This window comes from bacterium (assembly GCA_031082185.1).
In the GTDB taxonomy this organism is placed as follows: Bacteria; Sysuimicrobiota; Sysuimicrobiia; order Sysuimicrobiales; family Humicultoraceae; genus VGFA01.
Window position 1 is genome coordinate 229,652 of the sequence record JAVHLI010000002.1, and the last position, 23,310, is coordinate 252,961.

Here is a 23,310-nt window from a genome sequence, read left to right on the forward strand (position 1 = left end):
GCTCGTCTCCTCGTCCCTGCGCGGCGGTCTAGCGGGACCCGACCAGCGCATCGAAGTACCTGCGTACTATCTCGCGGTATTCCGGCGGTATGCGCATGCGCGACATGTAGCGGTCGGCCTCAGCCCGCACCGTCCCTCCCGCGCGCCCCGGCACCGCCCGCACCTGCCCTGGCCTGCCGGGCCCCAGCAAATCCGAGGTCGCGGCACGGCCCTCGCCCTGCATCCCGCGGATGCGGGTCTGCGGACGCTCGCCCTCCAGTCGCGGAGTGCGCTCTCCCAGCCTGTCCTGGACCACACCCTGCCCGGCGGTGGTTCCCTGGTTGGGACCAGGAGGCGGCTCCTGCTCGGCCGGTCCCTCTCCCTGCTGGAGCTGCCGCCGCCCCGGCGCCGCGCCGCCCGGCTGCACAGCGGCCTCGGGCGGCTGCTCCGACTGGGTGGGCGCGCCGCTTCCTCCGCGTGCTATCCGGTCGGCAGACCTGCGCAGGTCGCGCTGCGCCTGCGTCAATCCCTCTTCGTCGGCCAGCATCGCCCGGAGCTCCTCCATGTCCATGGCGCCCTGCCGCAGCGCCTGCCTGGCCCCTGCGGTGTTCCCGGCAGCCGTCTGCCGCCGGGCCGCCGCGGCCTGCTCCCGCCCGCGGGTTGGAACCTCCCCCTCGCTCCCACCCTCAGATAGGGCTTCGATCTGGCGCATCAGGGAACGGCGCTCCTCGGGTGAGGGGTTCTGCGCCAGCCGCTCGGCGATCTCCTGGAACTGCCTGATCGTCCGGTCCAGGGCGGCGCGCTGGCGGAAGAGCTGCTGGGGTAGGGCGGAATCGGGCGTGGCCGGCCTCTCACCTGATTGCTCGCGCCTTGCCCTCACCTGCCGCCGGGAGGCCTCGATCTGACGGCCCAGCGACTCGATGCGCGAGAGCGCCTCGTAGCGGTCCAGCCGCTCGCGCTGGAGGTCCTCACCCAGGCGCCGAAGTGAACCTGCCGTGCGCCGGGAGGACCGGGCGCGATCGAGACGCGCCTGGTCCTCCATCGCATCGGCCGCCCGCTCAATGCGGCGGCCTTCCTGGCGGATGGTCTGCGCCACCTGGCGCGCTGGTGTCCCGGGCACCGAAAACCCGGTAAGTAACCAACCGGATGCAACCGTAACCGCGGCCAGCCCCACGGCGGCCCACATCGGACGGCCGGGCAGCCACCCTATGCTCCGCGCGGGTGAGTGGACCGCTGTCCAACGCGCGGCATCGGCCACCACCGCGGGAGACAGCGCCGTGGGCGGGTGCGTTCCGGCCAACACCTCAACCGCGGTCGCCATCCGGTCTCTACCTTCGAACCGGTGGTCCAGAACCTGCGCGGCCATCAGAGGCGGCACGCGCCAGAAGGCGAACAGCAGCAAGAAGGTGAGCACGCCGGCAGCCAGCCCCAGTCCGCACAGCAAGGCGTAGGGCAGGGTGATCGGGATTACGGCGCGCGCAAGCACGAGCGCCAGCACCACGAGGATCCAACTCAGCGCAACCCATCCGCTCCACAGCCAGGCGCGGCGCGCGGCCAGGCGCCGGCATGCACCCTCAACGGTATAGAGGACCTCGTTGCGCTCCATCTCACCCCGGTTCTCAATTGAAGCTGCCATCGTTGGCCCTACCCGCCTCGGCCCTCGGCCCGCGTTGCGTCCACCTGACCGGCGATCAAGCGGACACCCAGGGACGAGATGGCCAGATAGACCGTTCCTGCAACGCCCATCCACCAGTGCCACCCGCTGTGCACCAAGAGGTCAACCATGCGGATTGGGCTGGCCGCCCACAACGGCTCGGGCAAAGCCGCCGCCCCGCCGAACAACGCGGCCAGAGATCCCCAGTGCACGATGGTGCGCGCGAACTCCGAGACGAAGCGTCCACCCAGCCAGGCACCCCAGACTCCCGCGGCCGTGGCGACGGCCACGGTCAGCACTCCGGCCCGGGCGACCGTTGCCACTTGGCCGCCGCGCAGGGCGGCACCCAGCACCACCAGTGGGAGCAGGATCGCGACCAGGTAGAGAGCGTAGATGGCGCTGGACTGCCACTTGCCGGCCGCTATGGCCCGCGCGGAGAACGCGGACACCGCCAAATCCGGTATCCCCTTCTCTCCCTCCAGCGCCAGCTCGGAGGAAGCGACGGCCGACGACACATAGGTAACCGCGAGCATCTGGACCGTCAGCAGCAGTGAGAGAAGTTCGGCGTCGCGCAGCCCGAAGGCGCCGGACTCCGAGGGAAGCGTCAGCAGCACCAGGGTCCCGCAGGCCGCCAGCAGTGCAGTCTGCGTCCAGATACCCCGGGAGGTACCCAGCCGTATTCGCAGATCCCCTCGGGCCACAGGGTTGATGCCTGGCATGGCCGCACCTCGGCCGCTGCTCACGGCGCGGTGAGAGGTACCAGTACGAGCTGCAACGACGGCTCTGGTCGGTTGCCCCATAGGAGTCCGCCCGCAGGGTCGCGGATCCAACCTAGCAACCAGGCCGGCTCTCCTCTAAGTATAGCACCGGCCTCCAGGCGCGCGAACGCCCATGCCTGCAGGGCGGGATTGGGGTCGGCGCGCTGGAGCCTTCCCGGTACCTGCCACTGCCGATCATCGAGCGCAATCCGCGCCGCGGGCCCCACCGCCGGAATCGGTTGGACCCTGCCGGCCGCGTACACCCAGGCCGGCTCCAGCCTGTGACCCGAGCGGTTGGCCACGGTGACCTCGGCCCCCCCAGGCATCGGTGCGAAGGTCCCGGTGATCGGCAGCGGTACGATCGCGGTGCCGGTGAGAAGCACGCCCCCGGCGCTGCCCTCTAACGAGGTTCCATCAAAGTGCACAACGCGGAGCCGGGCAGGGACCGATGGGCGCAGCAGCAGGTTCCGTCCCGTCACCACGGCGACGCCTTCGCCGTGTGCGTGGACCCCCCTGGCGGCGACCGCGAGCAGGCCGTGACCGGTTCCCGGCAACCCTTCGATAACGCTGGAGGCAACCACACCGGACGCCGCTCGTCGGGCGAGCGCGGCCGTCCATATCGCCGCACCGGTGGCAACCGCCAGCACCAGAACGGTCGCGATCACGCCTGTGGGCCGGAGCCCGGCGAGGAACCGGCTGAGCCTGCGTGCTGCCAACACGTATGCCAAAACCAGTATCCCGATCGCGGCCTGGGTGCGCGGCGGCACGCCGCGGTCCGGTGGCACCGTGGCCTCGAGGCCCGGCGCCACGGCCGGGAGGTCGCCTGCCAGCACCTGCTCCCATGCCCGATCCTGGATGGGCCGGCCGCGGCGCTCAGGCAGGGCGGCGTCGTGCCCCCACACCGTGGTCCTACCGAGCCCCACGCCTCCCCCGGCGATACGCGCGAGCAGGGGTTCCAGCGTCGGGCCGCGCAGGTGCCGCACGTCGTCTCCCGACGGCATAGCCAGCAGCCGGCCTCCTGACCACACCCACTGAAGGATCGCCCGGCGTTGCTGATCGGTGATCCGGCGCTCATCCAGATCCCGAACCACCAGCAGCCGAACCGACTGGTAGGCCTGCCACACAGTGGGCAACGCCTCCGGTTCCATGTAGGCCACCCCGAGGCCGGATGTACGCACCGCGACACCCTCGATGCCCAACGGCTCGGCAGAGAGGACTGCCGCGATCTCGTCCACGGGCCGCAGGCGCGGCAGAGCAAGCGACGCCACCTGCCCCAGCCGGTCGTGAAGCCGCACGGTGCCGGGCGAACGCGCATCGTAGAAGATCACGGGCACGAACACCCTCAGGCGGGCGCCCGGGGCCGCCCGAACCGGCACGGCAAAGCTTGTGCCGGCCTGGCCCGAGGGGCCGAAAGTGTCAATTTGCAGCATTCCGTCCACACCGCCGGGTGGAACTACCAGATCAATCCACACCGGCGTCCAGGCACCCAACCGCACTCGACCATCGTAGCCAAGGCTCGCGACGGTCAGCAGGCGGTCAGCCGCGGCATGGACGGGGACCGGGACAACAAACGCGACCACCGCCAGGACGGCGATGGCCGCAGAAGCTACCCGGACGGGTGTGAAACCGGGGCGGTCTTTCCCTAAGACTTCTCGGAAGCGGCCGGCGCGGATGGCGGCGTGGCCCCAGAAGTGCTGGCAGGGTCTTTTGGTGCGGTGTCGCCGTTGCCGGATGGCGGACTCTTCCGGTAGTCGGTGCTGTGAAACCCGCTGCCCTTGAAGATCAGGCCGACCGAAGAGTACACCTTCCGGGCATCCCCGCCACACTGCGGGCACCCAGGCGCGGGTTCACCCACAGGCCGGAAGACCTCGAAGTCGTGATGGCACCGCGTGCAGCGGTATTCATAGATCGGCATCTAAACCCTCCAACAACCAAACCAGCCTGCCACTCTTGGCAATCCGCAAGTGGTAACGCGGAATCCTTCGCAGAATATTCCGAGGCCCGTCGGCGGTCCCGGAAGCCGGCGGCCCCTCCGGGGAGCCGATGGCCCTCAGCAGACCGGGTAGCGCCCCTCGGCAAGATCCTGCGACAGCTGCCGGATGTTCGCCAGTTCATAGTCGAGGATCTCGCGCACCCGTCGTTCCACCGTGCTGCGACGGGCGTGCCGCGCCAATACGAGCTGGGCCGCGGCGACCTTTGGCTGGTCCACGGGCGATCCGATCTGGCTCAGCAGCCACACGTAGACCTCATCAATGCCGGGAACGTCAAGGTAGATCTTGTTGGCCACCTGGTGCGTCAGGATAGTGTAGATCTTGCCGACGTGCGACACCGGGTTCTTGCCGGCCGCGGCCTCGGTCCCCATCGGGCGGTTCAGCGCGATCACGCCGTTGACCTTGTTCCCGCGTCCCACCTGGCCCGAGTCACCGCTCTCAGCGGAGGTGCCGGTCACGGTCAGGTACATGCCTCCGATTCCGCGGCCGGGCTCGTCGAGCGTGTTCAGGTACAGTTGAGCCTTGGTGAAGGACTGCATCGTTGCCAGCCGGTCTGATACGGCCGCGTGCAGCTCGGCCTTCCTGCGAATGTAGGTGGCCTCGCTGTCAACGAACCGGTCCACAAAGGCCACCGCCGTGGTCAGGTGAAGCTCGTCCCCCTGCCGGAATCCCATCACCTTGATATCCTCCCCCACCTCGGGGAAGTGCTCCTTGAAGGTGCGGGAGTTCATCAGGCGCTCGACGTCCAGCACTGCCTGCTCGGTGGGCGTAAGCGGCGCATAACCCACGGCCGCGGAGGTGTCGTTGGCCACGGGCGCGCCCGCGCGGTGGAATATGTCAACCAGCTCTGGGGCGCCGGGCTTGATCTGGACGTCGTAGGCTACGTGCTTCTCGGAGTCCACGAACCGCAGGTTCTCCCGAATCCATGCCTTGGCGGTGTCCACCGCGATCTCTTCTACCGGGATCTCCTCACCGTTGGCAAAAGCGGTCGCCCGATCGCCGAAGATCAGCCGCATAGGTTCGGTCACGACGCCCCCGCCCAACCGGATCTCCGCGTTGCCGGCCACCAGAAACGCCTTGTCAATGTTGTGGTGGAGAATCCGGCCGAAGCGCTGCAGGTACTCGCGGCTCAGCGCTATCGAGACCCGCTCCATGATAGCGTCGCAGATCGAGTCGGGATGGCCCACCCCTTTGCGCTCTACGATCTCAACCTTGTGACGGGCCACAGGCGTGCGGGATAGGACGTCCACGGTAATGTTGCGCATTCTCGCCCTCCTAGGCTAACCCGATACGGGTCACGCGCCACACTATAGCAGAACCGGCGTAGCGCGAGAAGCGGCCCGGGGCTTCGGGCTACGCCGGGCGGATGCCGCGGCGCCTGGCTAACGCGGGCACGAGCACAACCCCGGCCAGGAACCCGCCTATGTGCGCCCACCAGGCCACCGTGGTAATCCCGGGGGCTCCCAACGCTGCCACGCCTGAGAGCAACTGAAGAACGAACCAGAGGGAGAGCACAAGCACCGCCGGCAGCTCCGCCAGGCGAACGAAGATCCCCAGTATCAGAAGAGACAGGATGCGCGCCCTCGGGTAGAGGACGATGTAGGCGCCGAGCACGCCGGCGATCGCGCCGCTCGCGCCTATCAGGGGCACGGGTGAGGACGGTGAGGTGGCCACGTGGGCCAGCCCTGCGATCACGCCGGTGACGAGGTAGAACGCCAGGAACCGGCCGTGCCCCATCGCATCTTCCACGTTGTCCCCGAAGATCCAGAGATAGAGCATGTTCCCGCCCAGGTGCGCCCAGCTACCGTGCAGGAAGATCGAGGTAATCAGGCCCAGCCAGGCATCGGGCCACGGCCCGGCGGTCACGGCCTTGGGAACCGCGCCCAGGGAGGCGTAGAGGGCCATCTGTGCGCCGCCGCCCAGGCTCTCGGCGTAGAGAAAGGTGCCGACGCACGCGGCGATGAGGCTGTAGACGACCACGGGCGGCGACGCGGAGCGGGTGCTGTCCCGCAGCGGGATCACGGAGCAGGCCCGACCGCGCCGTACCGCTCGCGGGCAATCGTCCAGACCGTCTCCATGAGCGCGTCAATCAGTTGGTGTTCCGGAAGACTGGCCACGATCCTCCCGTCCCTGAAGATCAGCCCCATCCCCCGTCCGCAGGCGACGCCGACGTCGGCCATGCGTGCCTCGCCCGGTCCGTTAACCGCGCACCCCATCACCGCCACCTTCACGGGAGATGGGATGTGGCGGAGGCGCTGCTCCACTTCCTGGGCGATCCGGATGATGTCCACCTCGGCTCGGCCGCAGGACGGGCAGGCCACGAACTGCACCCCGCGCGAGCGCAGTCCCAGACTCTTGAGGATCTCATACGCGGCCCGCACCTCCTCCACGGGATCGGCCGCCAGCGACACCCGTATCGTGTCCCCGATCCCCCGGGCCAGTACAGTCCCGATTCCCACCGCGGACTTCAACCCACCCGCCCATGCGGTGCCGGCCTCGGTCACGCCCACGTGCAGCGGATAGCGGGTCCGCTCGCTCAGAGCCGTGTAGGCCTCGATCATCATAGGCACGTCGGACGCCTTGACGGAAATGACGATGTCGTGGAACTCCAGGTCCTCCAGAACCCGCACGTCTTCCAGGGCGCTCTCCACGAGCGCGTCCGCACAGGGTCGGCCAAACCTCCGCAGCGCGGCCTTGGACAGCGAGCCCACGTTGGCTCCGATGCGGATCGGGATCCCGCGGGCCCTGGATTCGCGCGCTACAATCCGGGTACGTGCGCGGCTGCCTATGTTGCCCGGATTGATGCGCAGCTTGTCTACCCCGGCCTCCAGGGCCAGGAGGGCGAGGCGGTGGTCGAAGTGGATGTCGGCGACCACCGGCAGCGGGCTCCTGGACTTGATCTGGGCCAGCGCCGCGGCGGCTTCGGCGTCGGGGACGGCAAGCCGCACGATCTCGCATCCCTCGGCGGCGAGTTGGTAGATCTGGACCAGCGTTGCCTCAACGTCCCGCGTGTCGGTGACGGTCATGGACTGCACGGCCACCGGCGCGCCGCCGCCGATCTCCACCGGTCCGACCTTCACCTTCCTGGTCAGCAGACGGTGCATCTTGACTACAGTCGCGCGACGTCACGAACGGTCAGCCCGATCAGAAGCAGCAGCAGCAGGGCGAAACCGATCGTGTGCACCAGGCCCTCCCGGCGCGGGTCGAGCGGACGCCGGCGCACCGCCTCCACCAGCAGGAACACCAAGCGGCCTCCATCCAGCGCCGGCAGCGGGAGCAGGTTGAAGAACCCGATGATCACACTGAGAAACGCGGCCACATGGAAGAACACCGCCGCTCCGGAATCCGCCGCCTGCGCCAGGATGCTACCGGCGGCCACAGGCCCTCCCAAGTTTTCCAGGAGCTTGCGCTCGCGGGTCAACGACACCAGGGCCCCGCTCAGCGTGGTCACGAGCTGCCCTGTCCGCTCCACTCCCCAGGCGAGGGCCGCCGGAGGATTGAGGCGTTTCCAGAGCGGCTCGGGGGAAAACCCTATCCGGCCGACGCCGCGCCCTGGGTCCAGCCGGGGAGTAACGGTCACCGTGAACTCCTGCGTGCCGCGGAGCACGCGCAGCTCCAACGGCCGCCCGGCGCTGCGGTGGATCGTTTCGATGATGCGCTCCCCATTCGGCATCGTCACGCCGTCTATGGACACGATCAGATCGCCTTGTTGAAGCCCGGCGGCCGCTGCCGGCCATCCGCTTTCCACCGTGCCGATGCGCGTGCTGGGTCCTGAGGGGATCCCTGCGGTTCCGGCGGCCACGGCCAGGATTACCACGGCCATAAGCATGTTCATTATCGGGCCGGCGGCTATGATGGCCATCCGTGCGCCAACGCTCTTGGAGGTGAAGCTGTCAGGGCCGCTGCCGCCCTGGCTGTCCTCGCCCTCCATGCGCACGAAACCGCCCAGGGGTATGAGGTTGATGGAGTATCTCGTCCCGCCCTTCTGCCAGCCCACAATCTGGGGACCAAACCCCAGGGCGAATACGTGGACGCGCACCCCGGCGCGGCGGGCCATCAGGAAGTGCCCCAACTCGTGCACGAAGATCATGGCGCCAAACGCGGCTATCGCCGCCAGTACGTTGTGCACAGACCTCACCCCGTGGGCTGAATCGTCTCGGAAGCCCGGGCCCGAGCCCAGGCATCCGTCTCCAACACCGCCTCGATCGTCAGGGCAGGACGCGGCTCGTGCCGCGCCAGCACCTCGGCCACGGTCGCGGCTATCCCGGTAAAGCATATCGCACCGGAGAGGAACCGTTCCACCGCGACCTCGTTGGCGGCGTTCAGAACAACCGGCGCCGTTCCACCTAGCCGTAGCGCCTCCCGTGCCAACGCAAGTGCGGGGAAGCGCTCCGGCTCTGGACGTTCAAACGTCAAGGCGAGATGGTCCCATTCCATCGGCGCTACCAGACCCGGGCGGCGGCGGCCTCTGGATAGGGCGTGTTGGATCGGCCCCCGCATGTCTGGGCGCGCAACCTGTGCGATCGTCGAACCGTCCACAAACTCCACCATGGAGTGCACGAGGCTCTGGGGATGGATCACAACCTCGATGTGGTTCTGGGGAACCTCGAACAGCCAGTACGCCTCTATGATCTCCAGCCCTTTGTTCATGAGGGTCGCGGAGTCAACCGTGACCTTCCTGCCCATGGTCCAGGTCGGGTGGGCCAACGTCTCCTCCACCGTGACGGTGCCGAGCTCGGCCACCGGCCTTCGCAGGAACGGCCCGCCCGAGGCAGTGAGTATCAACCGCCGCACCGCGGCAGGATCCTCCCCGGCCAAACACTGGAACACCGCACTGTGCTCGCTGTCCACCGGGAGCAGTCTGGCGCCGGTGCGCTCGCGGGCGGCCTTGACTAGATGGCCACCCGCCACCAGCGCTTCCTTGTTGGCCAGCGCCACGTCGTGCCCGGCGTCCAAGGCCGCCAGCGTGGGACGCAGCCCTGCCACGCCGACCACGGCCACCAACACCATATCTGCCTCGGGGAGCGCGGCCAGTTCGGTGGCGGCGTCCGGCCCAATCAGCAACCTGACCCCGGGCGGCAAGATCCCTCGCAGCCGCTCTGCAGCCGCCGTGTCTTCGATCGCAACGGCGCGCGGGCGCCACCGCTGCGCCTGAACTGCCAGCTCCTCGCCGCCGCGGCGCGCCGCCAGCCCGATCACTTCCACGTCGCCGAGCGCGGATGCGACCTCGAGGGCCGCCCTGCCTATGCTCCCAGTCGAGCCCAGAATCACCAGCCGCGTCACAGCAGCCATCTCCACAGGTAGTACCCGGCAGGCACGCCGAACAGCACCGCGTCGAACCGGTCCAGCACGCCGCCGTGGCCCGGGAGCAGCGCGCCCGAGTCCTTGACGCCGGCCCTCCGCTTGAGAGCGGACTCCCACAGATCTCCGGCCACCGCGGCCAGAGCGACGCCCAGACCGATGCCGGCCAGCGATCCCAAGGGCCAGTCCATCAGAAAGGCCAAGACGGCCGCGGTCCCCACCGCGGCCGCGATCCCGGCAAGAAACCCTTCAACGCTCTTTCCCGGACTGATCGAGGGGGCCAGTTTGCGGCGACCCCAGGCGCCTCCGGCGAAGTACGCCGCGGTGTCGTTGGCCCAGATCAGCCCCACAACCACCAGCGTTACCGCGGGGCCGAGGGCGCCGCGCATTAGGATCAGGTGAGCGAACAAAGCGCCGACATAGAACACTCCCAGCGCGGTGGCGGCGGCATGCCTTGGCGCGGCGACCCGATGCGGGGATACGAGCGAAGCCGCCGCGGCCGCCAGAACAAGCCCAACCGCGAGCACGCCCGCGTCGGTCCACCGGCCCGCTGCCGCCAGGAGCGGGAAGAGCAGCGTGCCCGCGAGCACCACCACGGAGATGCGATATCCGGCCAACGTGGCCAGGCGACGGAACTCGACCGCGCCGGATGCGGAGAGTATCAACACAACAGCCAGCAGCGCCCACCCGCCGAACCAGATGGCGGCGATCAGCACCGGCGCGCCCACGCCGGCCGTGGCAACGCGCCGCGCCAGCATCCGATCCTTGGGCCCCTGCGTTAGGTCAGGCACTGGTGGCGCCGCCAAATCGTCGCTGCCGCCTCTGGTACTCGTTGACTGCCGCGACGAGGTGGTGGCGATCGAAGTCCGGCCAGTAGACGTCAAGGAAGAGTAGCTCGGCGTAGGCCGCCTGCCACAGCAGGAAGTTAGAGAGCCGTTGCTCGCCGCCCGTACGTATCAGCAGCTCGGGATCGGGCAGGCCGGCTGTGTAGAGGCATTCGGCCAGGGCTGGCTCGGAGATCTGCTCCACCCCGAACCGCCCGTCCCGCACCCCCTCAGCCAGCGTGCGTGCCGCCCGCGCGATCTCGGCCCGGCCGCCGTAGTTGAAGGCGATGTTGAGCAGCAGCGCCTGACTTTCCACCGCCATGGCCTCTACCCGCTCGATCTGGGCGCGGGTCTCGGGCGCGATCGCGCCCAGATCGCCGACGATCCGCACACGGATGCCGCTCCGCTGTAACTCCTCGGCCTCGGCCACGAGCCGCTCGTGGAGCAGACCCATCAGCAAGCCCACCTCATGGCTGGGGCGCCGCCAGTTCTCGGTGGAGAAGGCGTACAGCGTGAGGATGCGGATGCCGAGGTCGCGGCAGCCCTCGATGGCCCTCCGGACGGCCCCCAGCCCGGCCCGGTGGCCGGCGGAGCGGGGCAGCCCGCGAGAACTGGCCCAGCGGCCGTTGCCGTCCATGATGATAGCGACGTGAGAGGGAACGCGCAGGGGATCCAACGGCGCCGGGGACGGCGGTGAGTTTCCGCTAGCCACCCGGCGGCCTCGGCGCAGGCGCAAAGCGCTCGTGCGTCACCACCAGGCGAACCAGACGATCGGCCGGTTGCTGCTGCCGCACGACGCGCAACCCGCCGGTTGGAATCACCCGGCGTGGGCTGCGGGTCTCGACCACCTCAACAGTGAATCCCTCTGCCTCCAGGGCGGAGCGGGCCTGGTCGAGACCGCGCCCCAGCACGTCCACCACGGGTGCCGACCTAGACCTCCATGATCTCCTGCTCCTTGGCATGGAGCAGGAGATCGAGTTGGGCGATCGTCTCGTCGGTCAAGTGCTGGAGCCGTTCCAGACCCCGGCGGCATTCGTCCTCGGGGATGTCGCCGTCGTCCTCGAACTGCTCGAGCATCTCTTTAGCTTCGCGGCGAGCATTCCGGATGGACACACGGCCCTCCTCGGCGTGCCTGCGCGCGATCTTTGCCAGATCCTTCCGGCGCTCCTCGGTCAATGTGGGTATGGGAATGCGAATCACGATCCCATCGCTGCTCGGGACGAGGCCCAGGTCGCTCTTGAGAATCGCCCGTTCGATGTCGCGCGTCGCGCTCTTGTCCCACGGCTGGATCACAAGCAGCCGGGCTTCGGGGACCGAGATCGTGGCGAGCTGGTTGATGGGCGTGGGTGTCTGATAGTAGTCAACGCGGATCTGGTCCAGCAGCGCGGAGTTCGCTCTTCCGGTGCGGAGGCTGGCGAACTCTCTGCGCGTGGCCTCAACCGCCTTCTGCATGCGCAACTTGGCGTCGCTCAGCACCTCGTCGGTCATGCCCGGCCTCCCCCCACAAGGGTTCCGATGGGATCCCCGGCTACGGCCCGCGTTATGTTGCCGGGCCGCGTGACATCAAAGACAACGATGTCCATCTTGTTGTCCTTGCAGAGAGCGGCCGCCGTGGCGTCCATGACGCGCAGGTCGCGGCTCAGGATGTCCATGTGGTCCAAGTGGGAGAACATCACGGCGTCGGGGTGCTGTCGCGGATCCTTGTCGTAGACCCCCGAGACGCCCTTCTTGGCCATCAACACCGCGTCGGCCTGCATCTCAATCGCGCGCAGCGCGGCCGCCGTATCGGTGCTGAAGTACGGGCTGCCGGTACCGGCCACGAAGATCACGACGCGGCCCTTCTCGAGATGGCGCAGCGCCCTCCGGCGGATGTAGGGCTCTGCTACCTGGTGCATCTCAATGGACGAGAGCACCCGCACCACCAGCCCAGCCCGCTCCATGGCGTCCATGAGAGCCAGACCGTTGATCACGGTGGCCAGCATCCCCATGGTGTGCCCCGTAACCTCATCGATTCCGAGGCGGCGGCTCAGGTCGGAACCGCGGACGATGTTCCCGCCACCGACCACTATCGCCACCTGAACGCCGCGGGCTGTGATGTCGCGAACCTCGCTGGCGACCAGCCGGAGCACGTCGGGGTCGAGCCCGGTGCCTCCGTTGCCGGCAAGCGCCTCACCGCTGAGCTTGAGCAGGACCCGGCGATAGGCAGGCCGCTTCGCTGGTTCGGCTGCGGTGTCCATGATCTTCCCCTTGAGAGGCGTCTCTGCGCTACTCCCCCAGCTTGAACCGGGCGAACCGCCGTACCGCGATCTTCTCGCCCACGCGCGCTGCGGCATCGGTAATCAGATCGCGGACACGCCGCCCTGCGTCGCGGATGTAGGGCTGCTCCAAAAGCACGACCTCCTCGAGCCATTGCCCTACGTGCCTGTCGAGTTCGGCGTCGGAGATCCCGGGCGACTCGCCGGCGATGGCGGCGCGCCGCTCCGCCACCAGGTCGGAGGCAACCTCCTCCTTGGACACGAAGCGCGGGGACGCGGCGGCCACCTGCATGGCGAGCTCGCGCGCCATGGCCCGAAACTCGTCGGTGCGGGCCACGAAGTCGGTCTCGCAGTTGAGCTCCACCATTGCCCCAAGGCGGCTTCCTGCGTGCACGTAGGTCTCAATCACGCCCTCGGAGGTGGTGCGGCCGGCCCGCTTGGCGACGGCCGCCAGCCCTTTGGCGCGCAACACGCCCGTGGCGGCATCCAGGTCCCCCCCGGTCTCCTCCAGCGCCCGCCTGCAGTCCATGATGCCGGCCCCGGTGCGCGCGCGAAGCTCCTTCACCATCTCTGTCGTCACTGCCATCGGCTACCCTCTCGCCTCCTCGACGTCAGGAACCGCACCCGAGAACTCGTGCTCCCGCACCTCGGGCACGCCCTCTGCCATCTCGTCTTCCTCTGCGGCGGGGCCTGCCTCGATCTCTTCCTCTTGTACCTCGCGCTTGCGGCGCTCCTCAATGCCCTCCAGACAGGCATTCGCAACACGGCTGGTAATCAGCCGCACGGCCCGGATCGCGTCGTCGTTGCCCGGAATCGGGTAGTCCACCTCGTCGGGGTCGCAGTTGGTGTCAAGGATCGCCACCACGGGGATTCCGAGCTTGCGCGCCTCGGCCACCGCGATGTGCTCCTGGCGCGTGTCCACGACGTAGACGGCCGAAGGCTGGCGGTTCATGGTCTTGATGCCGCCGAGGAACTTCTCCAGCCGTGCCGCCTCCTCGGTGAGGCGGTTCTGCTCGCGCTTGGGCAGCACGTCCATCACGCCGCGTTGGCGCATGTCCTCGATCTCGCGCAACCGCTCGACGCGCTTGCGAATCGTCTGGAAGTTCGTCAGCATGCCACCCAACCACCGCTGGTTCACGTAGGGCTGGCCGGCGCGCACGGCTTCCTCGCGGATCGAATCCTGGGCCTGCTTCTTCGTGCCGACGAAGAGCACGTCGCCTCCGGAGGCGGCCGCTTCGCGCACGAACCGATAGGCCTCCTCGATCAAAGGCACGCTCTTCTGGAGATCGATGATGTGGATGCCGTTGCGTTCGGTGAAGATGAAACGGCGCATCTTGGGATTCCACCGACGGGTCTGGTGCCCGAAGTGAACCCCTGATTCCAACAACTGCTTCATGGTGACTACCGGCAACTGACAACCTCCCCTGGGATCCGGAGCCCGCCGGATTCCCTCATGGTTTTTCGTTTCTCGCCTCCGCTCCCCTCATCCCCGCAGGCCGGGCCGAGACCTCAAGAGGCACCCTCGGCGGGTCGGGAAGCGTGTGAAGTTTGACGCCGCGGTAGTATAGCACGCCGCGGCACCTCGGGAAAACCCCAAGCAGGCTTCAGAGCGCTACGCCCTCGGGTGCGCCGACGCGTAGATGCGCTTGATATGGTCGCGCGAGACGTGCGTGTAGATCTGGGTCGTGGAGAGGCTCGCGTGCCCCAGAAGCTCCTGAACGACGCGCAGATCGGCGCCGCCGTCCAGCAGATGCGTTGCAAAAGTGTGACGGATGACGTGCGGGCTGACGCGGTGCGCCAGGGCGGCGACCTTGACCCAGCGCCCGACGATGAGCTGCACTGCCCGCGCAGAGAGCGGCCTGCCGCGGGCGCTGAGGAACAGCGCCTCGGTCTCGCCCCGCAGCAGGCGCGGCCTGCCGTCGGACAGGTAGCGCCGCAGAGCCGCAGTTGCCTGTGCGCCGATCAGCACCAGCCGTTCCTTGCTCCCCTTGCCGCGCACGCGTATCTCGTCGCCACAGAGTTGAGCGCACCCGATGCTGACGAGTTCGCCGACGCGAAATCCACCCGCGTATAGGAGCTCAAGGATGGCGCGATCCCGCAGGCCGGCGGGACGGTCCATAGGAGGAGCCGCCAGCAGCGCCGCGATCGCTTCATGGGTGAGCGCGGATGGGAGCCGACGGCGGCCTCGGGGGGTCGAGGCCAGCCGCAGAGGGCTGGTTTCAACTAGGCCCCCTCGGCGCAGGAACCGATAGAACGAGCGCAGGGTCGAGACGTGCCGGGCAACCGAGGCCCGCGCGTAGCGTCGGTGGAGCGTGGCCACATAGCGACGGACCACGGTGGGGGTCACCTGTTCCCAACCCGCGATGCCCTCGCCCAGCAGGAACACCCGGAAGGCGTCGAGGTCGCGACGATAGGCTGCCCGTGTGTGCGGCGAAGCGGCCTGCTCGGCCTCCAGCATTTCAAGGAACGCCCTGACTTCGGGGTCGAGAGCCGGGGCGCCCATGCCCTGACGGCCCCTATCCCGCCGGAGGCGCTGGGGCCGCGCGCGGCGCATCCGGACGGGCCGTCTCACGCAGCGACACCCGATGGCCGCAGTCCTTGCTCGTGCAGCGCACCTCGTCCCCGCGCCGGGTGCGCTTGATCACCGTCATCTCACCGCACCGCGCGCACGGGCGGTCGCCCGGGCGGTCCCATGAGGTGAACGAACACGCCGGATATGCGCTGCAGCCGTAGAAGGTTCGCCCGCGCTTGGTGCGGCGCGCCACGATCTCGGCCCCGCACTTCGGGCAGGCCACGCCGATGCCCACCGGCCGCGTGTACTTGCACTCGGGATAGCCCGAGCACGCGATGAACTCCCCGAATCGGCCGTGCTTGCGCACCAGCGGCCGGCCGCACTGCGGGCAAGGTTCGCCGATCTCCACCTCGGGTACCTCAACCACCGGGATATTGGCCTCGGCGCGCTCGAGTGTTTGCGCAAATGGCTCGTAGAAGTCGCGCACGACCTGCACCCAGTCGGCCTTGCCCTCCTCGATGAGGTCCAGATCGCTCTCGAGGCCGGCGGTGAAATCCACGTCCACGATATCCGGAAAGTGCTCCACCAGGATATCGGTCACCATCTGCCCGACTTCGGTCGGGACCAGCCGGCGCTCCCGCGATGTGATGTATCCGCGCTTCTTGATGGTCTCGATCGTGGGCGCATACGTGCTGGGCCGGCCGATCCCCTTCTCCTCCAGGGCGCGCACCAGGGAGGCCTCGGTGTAGCGGGGAGGGGGCTGCGTGAAGTGCTGCTCAGGGGTTACCCCATCGAGGGTCAAGGGGTCGCCGGGCGCGAGCGGCGGCAGCCAGTTCTCGCGCTCGTCGTCACCGTTATCGGTGGCCTCGCGGTACAGGATGAGGAAACCGGGGAACTTGATGCGGCTGCCGGTGGCGCGGAGCGCGAACCGGCCGCCGGTGACGTCCACGGAGAGCGTGTCGAGGACCGCCGACGCCATCTGACCGGCCAGGAACCGCTCCCAGATCAACCGGTACAGGCGGAACTGGTCCGATCGGAGGTGAGGCTTGATGCGGTCGGGAGTTCGCGCCAGACTCGTGGGCCTGATCGCCTCGTGGGCGTCCTGGGCGTTGCGGCGCGAGCGGTACTGCCTGGGCCGCTCTGGAACATACGCGTCCCCGAACGCCCGGGCGATGTAGTCACGGGCATCGTGCAGCGCAGAGTCGGCCACGCGCACCGAGTCGGTGCGCATATAGGTGATGAGGCCGACCGTGCCCTCGGCGCCCACGTCGAGCCCCTCGTAGAGTTGCTGGGCCACGGCCATCGTACGTGAGGCCGAGAACCCCAACTTGCGGTTGGCTTCCTGCTGCATCGTGCTGGTCGTGAACGGCGGCGCTGGATTCCGCGCCTGGTCCCTGCGCCGAACCTCACCGACCGCATACGACACCCCTTCGAGCTCGGCGGCCAGCGCGTGCGCCTCGGCCTCGGTCGCGATGACCACGGCGCCCTCTTCGTGAGGTGCGCCAATCCGCTCCCCGTCTCGCGTGAGCAGGCGTGCCAGGAACGTCTGGTCGGAAGCGGTCCGAAACATCCCCGCCAGCGACCAGTGCTCCCTGGGGACGAAAGCTTCGACCTCGCGCTCGCGGTCCACGATCAGCCGCACGGCGACCGACTGCACCCGGCCCGCGCTGAGGCCGCCGCGAACCTTGCGCCAGAGGAGCGGGCTCAGCTTGTAGCCGACGAGCCGGTCCAGTATCCGACGGGCCTGCTGGGCATCCACGAGCTGCTTGTCTATCTCACGTGGGTTCTCGAGCGCGCGCCGGACCGCCTCGCGGGTCACCTCGTGGAACTCGATGCGCTGTATCGACGGGTTGACAGGCCGGAGGACCTCCGAGAGGTGCCAGGATATGGCCTCGCCCTCACGGTCGGGGTCGGTCGCCATGTAGATCGTTGAAGCCTTCTTGGCGGCCTCTTTCAACTCCTTGACGATGGGACCCTTGCCCTTGATCAGGATGTAGCGGGGTGTGAAGTTGTCGTCCACATCCACGCCGAGCCGGCTCTTGGGCAGGTCCTTCACGTGGCCCATGGATGCCTTGATCTGGTGGGATCGCGCCAGCATCTTGCTGAGCGTCCGCGCCTTGGTAGGCGACTCCACGACGACTAGGGCTCTTGCAGGGCTCATCCCAACCTCCGGAACACCGGTCTCCTGGCTTCTAGCCGCCTCTGCCCCGCCCTGCCGGGTTACGCATCACCATCTGCCCCGGCAGGGTCCGGATCAGACCCCGCATCTCCAGCATGGTGACCAGCGCGCCTACCGCGGCCGCCGACAGCGAAGCCTGCTCTGCCAGCTCGTCGAGCCGCAGGGGGCCTCCCTCCAGCAGGGCCAGCAGGCGCGCAGCTCCCTCCGCGCCCGCCGAGGGTACCGCAACGTCGCACGGTTCCCCGGGCCCGGACCGCACCGAGGACCCCAGTCCCAGCTCGGTCAGTATGTCACCGGCGCTCTCCACCATGCACGCGCCCTGCCGCAGCAGCCTGTGCGGCGCTGCGCTGCGCGGGCTGAAGATGCTGCCGGGCACGGCGAAGACCTCGCGGCCCTGGTCCAGCGCGTAGTCCACCGTCACAAGTGCGCCGCTGTCCCCGGCACCCTCGACCACCACCACGCCCAGCGCAAGCCCACTGATGAGGCGGTTGCGCCGCGGGAAGTGGCCGGGTAGCGGTGGCGTCCCAGGCGGGAACTCGCTCACCAGCGCTCCCCGCGCCGCAACCGCCAGAGCCAGCCGCCGGTGCTCAGGAGGGTAGGTCACGTCTGCGCCGCAACCCAGCACCGCGACCGTCCGCCCGCCCCCGTCCAGCGCCGCCTTGTGCGCGGCACTGTCGATACCTCGGGCCAGCCCGCTCACGATCGTTATGCCCTCCTGCGCAAGATCGAACGCCAATCTCTCAGCGGCCGCCAGCCCATAAGGGGTGGCCCGGCGCGACCCCACAACCGCGACCGAGGCCGCCTCATCGAGGCTGCCCCGAACGTACAGTACGGGCGGCGGATCCGGGATCGCCCGCAGGAGCGCGGGAAACCCAGGATCGCAGACCGCCAGCACCGTCAGGCCCAGCGAGCGGGCGCCTTCCAAGATCGCGGCAGGATCAACCTTCCTCCATGCCGCCAGGATCTCTGCCCGCTCCGCCCGCTTCTGGATGAAGGCGGGCAGGTGCTGCCAGACGGCCCGTGCCGATCCTGCCCGGTCCACCCATCCTGCGATCGTCCTGGGTCCCACACCCGGCAGGCGGCTGAGGCCTACCCAGGCTGCGACCTCGTCCCCTGACGCCGGAGCAGGCGCGTCAGGCGGCGTGACCCCAAAACCCATCCTATACCGTAGCATGGGATGTCAAGGAGCCGGCGGTGCCCACCGGTCGAGCACGCGGTACCGGAGGGCTTCGGCAAGGTGCTGCACCGCGACCGCCTCGGTACCCTCCAGGTCGGCGATCGTCCGTGCAACCCGGAGAACCCGCTCCGTGGCCCGGGCGGCCAGCACCAGCCGGTCGGCGGCGACACGCATAAAGGCCAGCGCCTCGGCGCTCACCGGACCCCACCGCTGCGGTCCGCGCAGAAGCAGGCCCTCTGCCTGGCAGGCCGCGGCGCGGGTCGTCGCCCGCATGCGCGCCGCGGTCACCCGCGCGCGCACTGCGCCGGACGGTTCGCCCTGTTCGCCTGAGAGCATCTCGTCGGTCGGGGGCCGCGGCACCTCGACATGGAGGTCTATCCGGTCCAGCAGGGGACCAGAGAGCCGGGCCAGATACTGCCGCAGCCGCCCTGGGGTGCAGGTGCAGTCGCGGCGATGGTCGCCACGATACCCGCACGGGCACGGGTTCATCGCCGCAACAAGAGAGAACCGCGCGGGGAACCGCACTGTACCGTGGATGCGGGCCACAACCACTATCCCATCCTCCATCGGCTGGCGCAGCCCTTCCAGCACGTCGTGCCGGAACTCCGGCAGCTCGTCCAGGAACAGTACGCCGTGGTGGGCGAGCGTGATCTCGCCCGGCCGCACGCCGGAGCCGCCACCCACGATCGCCGGCGCGCTGGCGGCGTGGTGCGGCGCCCTGAACGGGCGCCGGGTGATCAGGCCCTGCCAGGCCGGCAGCAGTCCTGCAACGCTGTAGATCTTGGTCACCTCAACGGCTTCCGCGCCCGACAGCCGGGGAAGGATCGTCGGCAGCCGGCGCGCGAGCATGGTCTTCCCGACCCCGGGCGGCCCGATGAGCAGCAGGTTGTGGCCGCCCGCGCCCGCGATCTCCAGGGCGCGGCGAGCGGCTCCCTGGCCGCGTACCTCGGCCAGATCGTCCGGTGCCGCATCTTCCGAAGGGGGTTCGAGCACCGAGCCTTCTGTCGCCCGAATGGGGTGGGTTCCCTGGAGGTGCTGCACGGCTGCCCGCAGGGTGGGGATCGCATAAACCGGTACCTCCTCGCCGGCGGCCGCTTCCCGCGCGTTCGCCTCAGGGACCAGCAAGGCACGGGCGTGAAGCGCCCGGGCCGCCTGTGCCACGGCCAGCACGCCGGGAACGGATCGCACCGAACCGTCCAGACCCAGTTCACCGACCGCCAGATGGCCCGCGACCGCGTGCTGAGCCAGCTGGCCGGTGGCGACCAGCACTGCCAGGGCGATCGGCAGGTCGAGTGCCGGCCCCTCCTTGCGCCTGTCCCCGGGCGCCAGGTTCACGATGGTCCGCCGCGGAGGGATCTCGTAGTGGGAGTTGCGGATGGCCGACCGTACCCGCTCCCGCGCCTCCTGCACCGCGGGATCAGGCAGGCCTACGATGGCAAAGGTCGGCAGGCCTGGGCCCACGTCCACCTCGACGGACACGGGCAGGGCTTCAAGACCTACAATCGTCGCGCTCAAGACGGCGGCAAGCATGTAGACAGCGGGCAGAGGCCCGCTGTCTACATCGGACGGAGAGGATCAGTATTTCAGGTGGCGGGCAGTTGCCGGGAACCTCCAGGCGTCATCCGCTGCAGGACGACCACGACGGCGAGCAGCCCTAGACCCAGACCATCGGTCAGCAGCCCGGGCACGATCAGCAGCAGGGCCGCCGGAAGAAGAAGCAGCCGTTCCACCACGGTCGCAGGCCGCAGGAGGTAGCCGATGACGGCGCCGGCCAGGCAGAGCGTGCCGATCGTCCCGGTGGCAAGCGCCAGCACCGTGGGCTGCCACGGTCCCTGCCCAACAAGCAGCGCCGGTCCGTAGACGAACATGTACGGCACGATGAACCCGGCGATCGCCAGCCGCACCGCCTGGACGCCGGTGTCCCACATCCCGGCCTTGGCCAGGCTGGCCGCGGCGAACGAGGCCAGGGCCACCGGCGGCGTGATCGCCGAGAGGACCGCGAAGTAGAACAGGAACATGTGGGCGGCCAGCGGGATCACGCCGAGCTTGATCAGCGCCGGCGCCAGGACGCTCGCGCCGATGGCATAGGCGGCGGTCGTGGGCATTCCCATGCCCAGGATGATGGCCACCACCATCGTGGCAATGAGCGCCAGCAGTAGGCTCCCGCCGGCCAGGCCAATGAGCAGTTCGGAGAACTTGCCGCCCAGGCCGGTCAGCGAGAGCACCCCAACGATGATGCCTGCTGCGGCGCAGGTAGCCCCGATCTCGATCGTGCGCTTGGCCCCGTCCTCCATGGCGCCGACGATCTTGGGCAGGTTCAGTCGAGTGTCCGCCCGCAGCCATGAGAGCACAACGGTGGTCGCCAGGGCGTAGAGCGCGGCACGGAACGGGGATGCGCCGGCCCCCATGATCATGTAGAGCAGTAGCACCAGCGGGAACAGCAGGTAGCCGTGCCGGAGCATGACCGTCCTGAACCGGGGTAGCTGCTCGCGCGGCAGCCCGTGCAGGTGTGCCGAGGCCGAGTACAGGTCGATCATCCAGTACGCGGCCACGTAGTACAGCAGCGCCGGGCCGATGGCGGCCACCGCGATCTCCGAGTAGGGCACGCCGATGATGTCGGCCATGAGGAAGGCCGCGGCGCCCATCACCGGTGGCATGATCTGCCCGCCGGTGCTGTTCATCGCCTCCACGCCGCCGGCCACGGCCGCACGGAAACCGGTGGCCTTCATCAGGGGGATGTTGATGACCCCATCCACCATCACGTTGGCCACCGAGGAGCCGCTGGCGGTCCCGAACAGGGCGCTCGTGATGATCGAGACCTTGGCCGGCCCGCCGCGCTTGCTGCCGGCGACGGACAGCGCCATGTGCACGATGAACTTCCCGATGCCCGACGCTTCGATGAACGCCCCGAAGAGGATAAACAGGTAGACGTACCGGGCCGAGACGCCAATAGGGACCCCGTAGATCCCGTTGTCACTGAACAGGAACGATACCAGCGTGTCGAACCGGAACCCCTTGTGCGCCAGCAGCCCGGGCAGCCACGGCCCGGCGAAGACATAGAAGATGAACAGCCCGCAGAGGATCGGGAGCGCCAGCCCCGTGGACCGCCGCACTGCCTCGATGGTGACGATGACGAGCAGGGTGCCGACGATGACGTCCTCGCGCGTGGGGAAGACCCCGGCCCGCCCGGTCAGCGCCTTAAAGGTCGCGAACATGTAGACGAGCACGACCAGGCTGGCCAGGATCAGAACCCAGTCGAAAATGGTCGGCGCCGCGGCCGAGGCGCGCCTGCCCGGGACCAGCAGGAAGGCGAGCACCAGCACGAACGCCAGGTGGACGGCGTAGAGTTTCTGCGGGTCTGTCACGACCCCGAAGAAGCCGCCGAGCTGCAGGATGTGGTAGGCGGCCATCCCGACCCCGAGCGCCTGAACCAGCAGGCGGAGAACACCCCGGAGGGGACGCGTGCGGATCTCCGAGGTGTCCCCGATCTGATCGATGTCAACCGGGAGGCCGAACGATGGATCGGCCATCGGCGCTACCGCTTCATCTCGGGCGGGATCTGCTCGTCGCTGAGCTTCACCCCCTGCTCACGGAAGTATTTCACCGCGCCGGGGTGCAGCGGCAACTTGACGTAGAAGAGGTTCACCGGCAGGGTCTCGTGCGACGTGGGGTGCACGATGGCCAGGAACTCACGGTTGTCGAAGATCGTCTTGACGAGCGCGTAGACGAAATCCTCCGGCATGTCCTTGTGCACGACCGCCGCGTTGTACATCTGCAGGGTGGGGATGACGTAGTCCTGGCCGCGGTAGACGCCGGCGCGAATTGCCGTTCGCGCCAGGTAGGGGAACTTCTCGGTAAGCGTGTCAACCTGGTCCTTGGTGAACCCGAATAACCGTGTCGGTCGGGTGAGCGAGGCCTCCTGCCAGGCCGGGACCGGCAGGCCGATCACCCCGAAGTTGGCGTCCACGGTGCCGTCGCGCATCGCGGTGGCCCCGTCTGCGAAGCCCAGGTAGACCACCCGGCGGGGCTTCACGCCGAACAGCTCGAGCACCCGGTCACCCACGAACTCCGCCGAGCCGCCGCGCGGACCCAGGCTCACCACCTTGCCGGAAAGGTCGGCGACCGATCGGATGGGCGAGTCGGCGTTGACGATCCAGTGCGCGTACGAGGTGTACATAGGGAACGCCACGCGGATCGCGTCGGTCTTCTTGCCCTTGAAGTCCCCGAGGCCGTTGAGGCCCTCGTAGGCCGGCCCAGTCGTGGTCATGCCCAGCTCGATCTCCTTGGTCTGGACGAGCTGCACGTTCTGCACCGGACCCCCGGTGACCCGGTTGGTGGCCGGCATGCCCATCTTCTCGCCGATCACCCGCGCGTAGCCGCCCGCCACCACGAAATACACACCGCCGATCGTAGCCGAACCGATCGTGACGCTCCTGGGCCAGCCCGGCCGCGGCTGAGCCTGTACCGACGTCCCTACGAGGGCCAGTACCAGTACGGTAAAAAGCGCTAGCGCACGATAGACCATCATCCAGTACCCCCCCAGCAGACACCCGTGCGTCGCCTGTCCCACGGCGCGCGCCCTGGTAGTTCGCAGTAACCGCACGAAACTCCTACCAGCGATCATTTGCCCTCTGGCCAAACGACCTCGAAGCCTGTAGATTAGTAGATTAGTGGAAGATT

The 23,310-nt window shown here is 68.5% G+C and carries 22 protein-coding genes; all 22 read right to left on the minus strand.

Annotated features, from left to right (window positions below; genetic code table 11):
- Window positions 1–28 precede the first annotated feature (28 nt).
- The gene (locus RDU83_03475) at window positions 29–1,615 is read right to left on the minus strand and encodes a hypothetical protein (GenBank protein ID MDQ7840072.1); all 1,587 of its coding nucleotides are present in this window, start codon (window positions 1,613–1,615) and stop codon (window positions 29–31) included.
- Window positions 1,616–1,623: 8 nt separating this feature from the next.
- Window positions 1,624–2,352 carry a hypothetical protein gene (locus RDU83_03480; protein MDQ7840073.1) on the minus strand — a complete coding sequence of 243 codons (729 nt, stop codon included), beginning with the start codon at window positions 2,350–2,352 and terminating at the stop codon, window positions 1,624–1,626.
- A 20-nt stretch (window positions 2,353–2,372) separates the two neighbouring features.
- The gene (locus tag RDU83_03485; GenBank protein ID MDQ7840074.1) at window positions 2,373–3,971 is read right to left on the minus strand and encodes a hypothetical protein; all 1,599 of its coding nucleotides are present in this window, start codon (window positions 3,969–3,971) and stop codon (window positions 2,373–2,375) included.
- A gap of 62 nt (window positions 3,972–4,033) precedes the next feature.
- Complete coding sequence (locus RDU83_03490) at window positions 4,034–4,306, minus strand: zinc ribbon domain-containing protein (protein MDQ7840075.1); 273 nt, start codon at window positions 4,304–4,306, stop codon at window positions 4,034–4,036.
- Between the two features lie 135 nt (window positions 4,307–4,441).
- Complete coding sequence (locus tag RDU83_03495) at window positions 4,442–5,647, minus strand: methionine adenosyltransferase (protein MDQ7840076.1); 1,206 nt, start codon at window positions 5,645–5,647, stop codon at window positions 4,442–4,444.
- Window positions 5,648–5,735: 88 nt separating this feature from the next.
- Window positions 5,736–6,404: a rhomboid family intramembrane serine protease gene (locus RDU83_03500; GenBank protein MDQ7840077.1), complete on the minus strand. Its 669-nt coding sequence runs from the start codon at window positions 6,402–6,404 to the stop codon at window positions 5,736–5,738.
- Window positions 6,401–7,486 carry a flavodoxin-dependent (E)-4-hydroxy-3-methylbut-2-enyl-diphosphate synthase gene (gene ispG / locus RDU83_03505; GenBank protein MDQ7840078.1) on the minus strand — a complete coding sequence of 362 codons (1,086 nt, stop codon included), beginning with the start codon at window positions 7,484–7,486 and terminating at the stop codon, window positions 6,401–6,403. The genes RDU83_03500 and ispG overlap by 4 nt, the downstream gene beginning before the upstream one ends.
- 5 nt (window positions 7,487–7,491) lie before the next feature.
- Window positions 7,492–8,511 (minus strand): M50 family metallopeptidase, encoded by a 1,020-nt coding sequence (locus RDU83_03510; protein MDQ7840079.1) that lies wholly within the window; start codon window positions 8,509–8,511, stop codon window positions 7,492–7,494.
- A 5-nt stretch (window positions 8,512–8,516) separates the two neighbouring features.
- A complete protein-coding gene (gene dxr / locus RDU83_03515) occupies window positions 8,517–9,674 on the minus strand; it encodes a 1-deoxy-D-xylulose-5-phosphate reductoisomerase (GenBank protein ID MDQ7840080.1) in 1,158 nt (385 codons plus the stop codon).
- Entirely contained in the window at window positions 9,662–10,474 is an 813-nt protein-coding gene (locus RDU83_03520; protein MDQ7840081.1) for a phosphatidate cytidylyltransferase, read from the minus strand. Before RDU83_03520 ends, dxr begins: the two co-directional genes overlap by 13 nt.
- Window positions 10,467–11,219 (minus strand): polyprenyl diphosphate synthase, encoded by a 753-nt coding sequence (gene uppS, locus RDU83_03525; GenBank protein ID MDQ7840082.1) that lies wholly within the window; start codon window positions 11,217–11,219, stop codon window positions 10,467–10,469. Before uppS ends, RDU83_03520 begins: the two co-directional genes overlap by 8 nt.
- A complete protein-coding gene (locus tag RDU83_03530) occupies window positions 11,212–11,427 on the minus strand; it encodes a PASTA domain-containing protein (protein MDQ7840083.1) in 216 nt (71 codons plus the stop codon). The genes uppS and RDU83_03530 overlap by 8 nt, the downstream gene beginning before the upstream one ends.
- 10 nt (window positions 11,428–11,437) lie before the next feature.
- Window positions 11,438–11,995: a ribosome recycling factor gene (frr, locus tag RDU83_03535; protein ID MDQ7840084.1), complete on the minus strand. Its 558-nt coding sequence runs from the start codon at window positions 11,993–11,995 to the stop codon at window positions 11,438–11,440.
- Window positions 11,992–12,744 carry a UMP kinase gene (pyrH, locus tag RDU83_03540; protein ID MDQ7840085.1) on the minus strand — a complete coding sequence of 251 codons (753 nt, stop codon included), beginning with the start codon at window positions 12,742–12,744 and terminating at the stop codon, window positions 11,992–11,994. Before pyrH ends, frr begins: the two co-directional genes overlap by 4 nt.
- Before the next feature lie 28 nt (window positions 12,745–12,772).
- Window positions 12,773–13,348, minus strand: coding sequence for a translation elongation factor Ts (tsf, locus tag RDU83_03545; protein ID MDQ7840086.1), 576 nt, complete (start codon window positions 13,346–13,348; stop codon window positions 12,773–12,775).
- A gap of 3 nt (window positions 13,349–13,351) precedes the next feature.
- Window positions 13,352–14,173 (minus strand): 30S ribosomal protein S2, encoded by an 822-nt coding sequence (rpsB, locus tag RDU83_03550; GenBank protein ID MDQ7840087.1) that lies wholly within the window; start codon window positions 14,171–14,173, stop codon window positions 13,352–13,354.
- A 201-nt stretch (window positions 14,174–14,374) separates the two neighbouring features.
- Window positions 14,375–15,334: a tyrosine recombinase XerC gene (locus RDU83_03555; GenBank protein MDQ7840088.1), complete on the minus strand. Its 960-nt coding sequence runs from the start codon at window positions 15,332–15,334 to the stop codon at window positions 14,375–14,377.
- On the minus strand, window positions 15,279–17,435 hold the full coding sequence (gene topA, locus RDU83_03560; GenBank protein ID MDQ7840089.1) for a type I DNA topoisomerase: 2,157 nt from the start codon (window positions 17,433–17,435) through the stop codon (window positions 15,279–15,281). The genes RDU83_03555 and topA overlap by 56 nt, the downstream gene beginning before the upstream one ends.
- Before the next feature lie 31 nt (window positions 17,436–17,466).
- Window positions 17,467–18,627: a DNA-processing protein DprA gene (gene dprA, locus RDU83_03565; GenBank protein MDQ7840090.1), complete on the minus strand. Its 1,161-nt coding sequence runs from the start codon at window positions 18,625–18,627 to the stop codon at window positions 17,467–17,469.
- A 6-nt stretch (window positions 18,628–18,633) separates the two neighbouring features.
- The gene (locus tag RDU83_03570; GenBank protein ID MDQ7840091.1) at window positions 18,634–20,145 is read right to left on the minus strand and encodes a YifB family Mg chelatase-like AAA ATPase; all 1,512 of its coding nucleotides are present in this window, start codon (window positions 20,143–20,145) and stop codon (window positions 18,634–18,636) included.
- Between the two features lie 68 nt (window positions 20,146–20,213).
- Window positions 20,214–22,160 (minus strand): TRAP transporter fused permease subunit, encoded by a 1,947-nt coding sequence (locus tag RDU83_03575; GenBank protein MDQ7840092.1) that lies wholly within the window; start codon window positions 22,158–22,160, stop codon window positions 20,214–20,216.
- Window positions 22,161–22,165: 5 nt separating this feature from the next.
- On the minus strand, window positions 22,166–23,158 hold the full coding sequence (locus RDU83_03580) for a TAXI family TRAP transporter solute-binding subunit (GenBank protein MDQ7840093.1): 993 nt from the start codon (window positions 23,156–23,158) through the stop codon (window positions 22,166–22,168).
- Window positions 23,159–23,310: the final 152 nt, after the last annotated feature.

Excerpts from the sequence above, each read along its gene's own strand:
- RDU83_03475 (MDQ7840072.1), bottom strand. The coding sequence starts at position 1,615 with ATGGCAGCTTCAATTGAGAACCGGGGTGAGATGGAGCGCAACGAGGTC.
- RDU83_03480 (MDQ7840073.1), bottom strand. The coding sequence starts at position 2,352 with ATGCCAGGCATCAACCCTGTGGCCCGAGGGGATCTGCGAATACGGCTG.
- RDU83_03490 (MDQ7840075.1), bottom strand. The coding sequence starts at position 4,306 with ATGCCGATCTATGAATACCGCTGCACGCGGTGCCATCACGACTTCGAG.
- RDU83_03495 (MDQ7840076.1), bottom strand. The coding sequence starts at position 5,647 with ATGCGCAACATTACCGTGGACGTCCTATCCCGCACGCCTGTGGCCCGT.
- ispG (MDQ7840078.1), bottom strand. The coding sequence starts at position 7,486 with ATGCACCGTCTGCTGACCAGGAAGGTGAAGGTCGGACCGGTGGAGATC.
- dxr (MDQ7840080.1), bottom strand. The coding sequence starts at position 9,674 with ATGGCTGCTGTGACGCGGCTGGTGATTCTGGGCTCGACTGGGAGCATA.
- frr (MDQ7840084.1), bottom strand. The coding sequence starts at position 11,995 with ATGACCGACGAGGTGCTGAGCGACGCCAAGTTGCGCATGCAGAAGGCG.
- pyrH (MDQ7840085.1), bottom strand. The coding sequence starts at position 12,744 with ATGGACACCGCAGCCGAACCAGCGAAGCGGCCTGCCTATCGCCGGGTC.
- tsf (MDQ7840086.1), bottom strand. The coding sequence starts at position 13,348 with ATGGCAGTGACGACAGAGATGGTGAAGGAGCTTCGCGCGCGCACCGGG.
- topA (MDQ7840089.1), bottom strand. The coding sequence starts at position 17,435 with ATGAGCCCTGCAAGAGCCCTAGTCGTCGTGGAGTCGCCTACCAAGGCG.
- dprA (MDQ7840090.1), bottom strand. The coding sequence starts at position 18,627 with ATGCTACGGTATAGGATGGGTTTTGGGGTCACGCCGCCTGACGCGCCT.
- RDU83_03575 (MDQ7840092.1), bottom strand. The coding sequence starts at position 22,160 with ATGGCCGATCCATCGTTCGGCCTCCCGGTTGACATCGATCAGATCGGG.
- RDU83_03580 (MDQ7840093.1), bottom strand. The coding sequence starts at position 23,158 with ATGATGGTCTATCGTGCGCTAGCGCTTTTTACCGTACTGGTACTGGCC.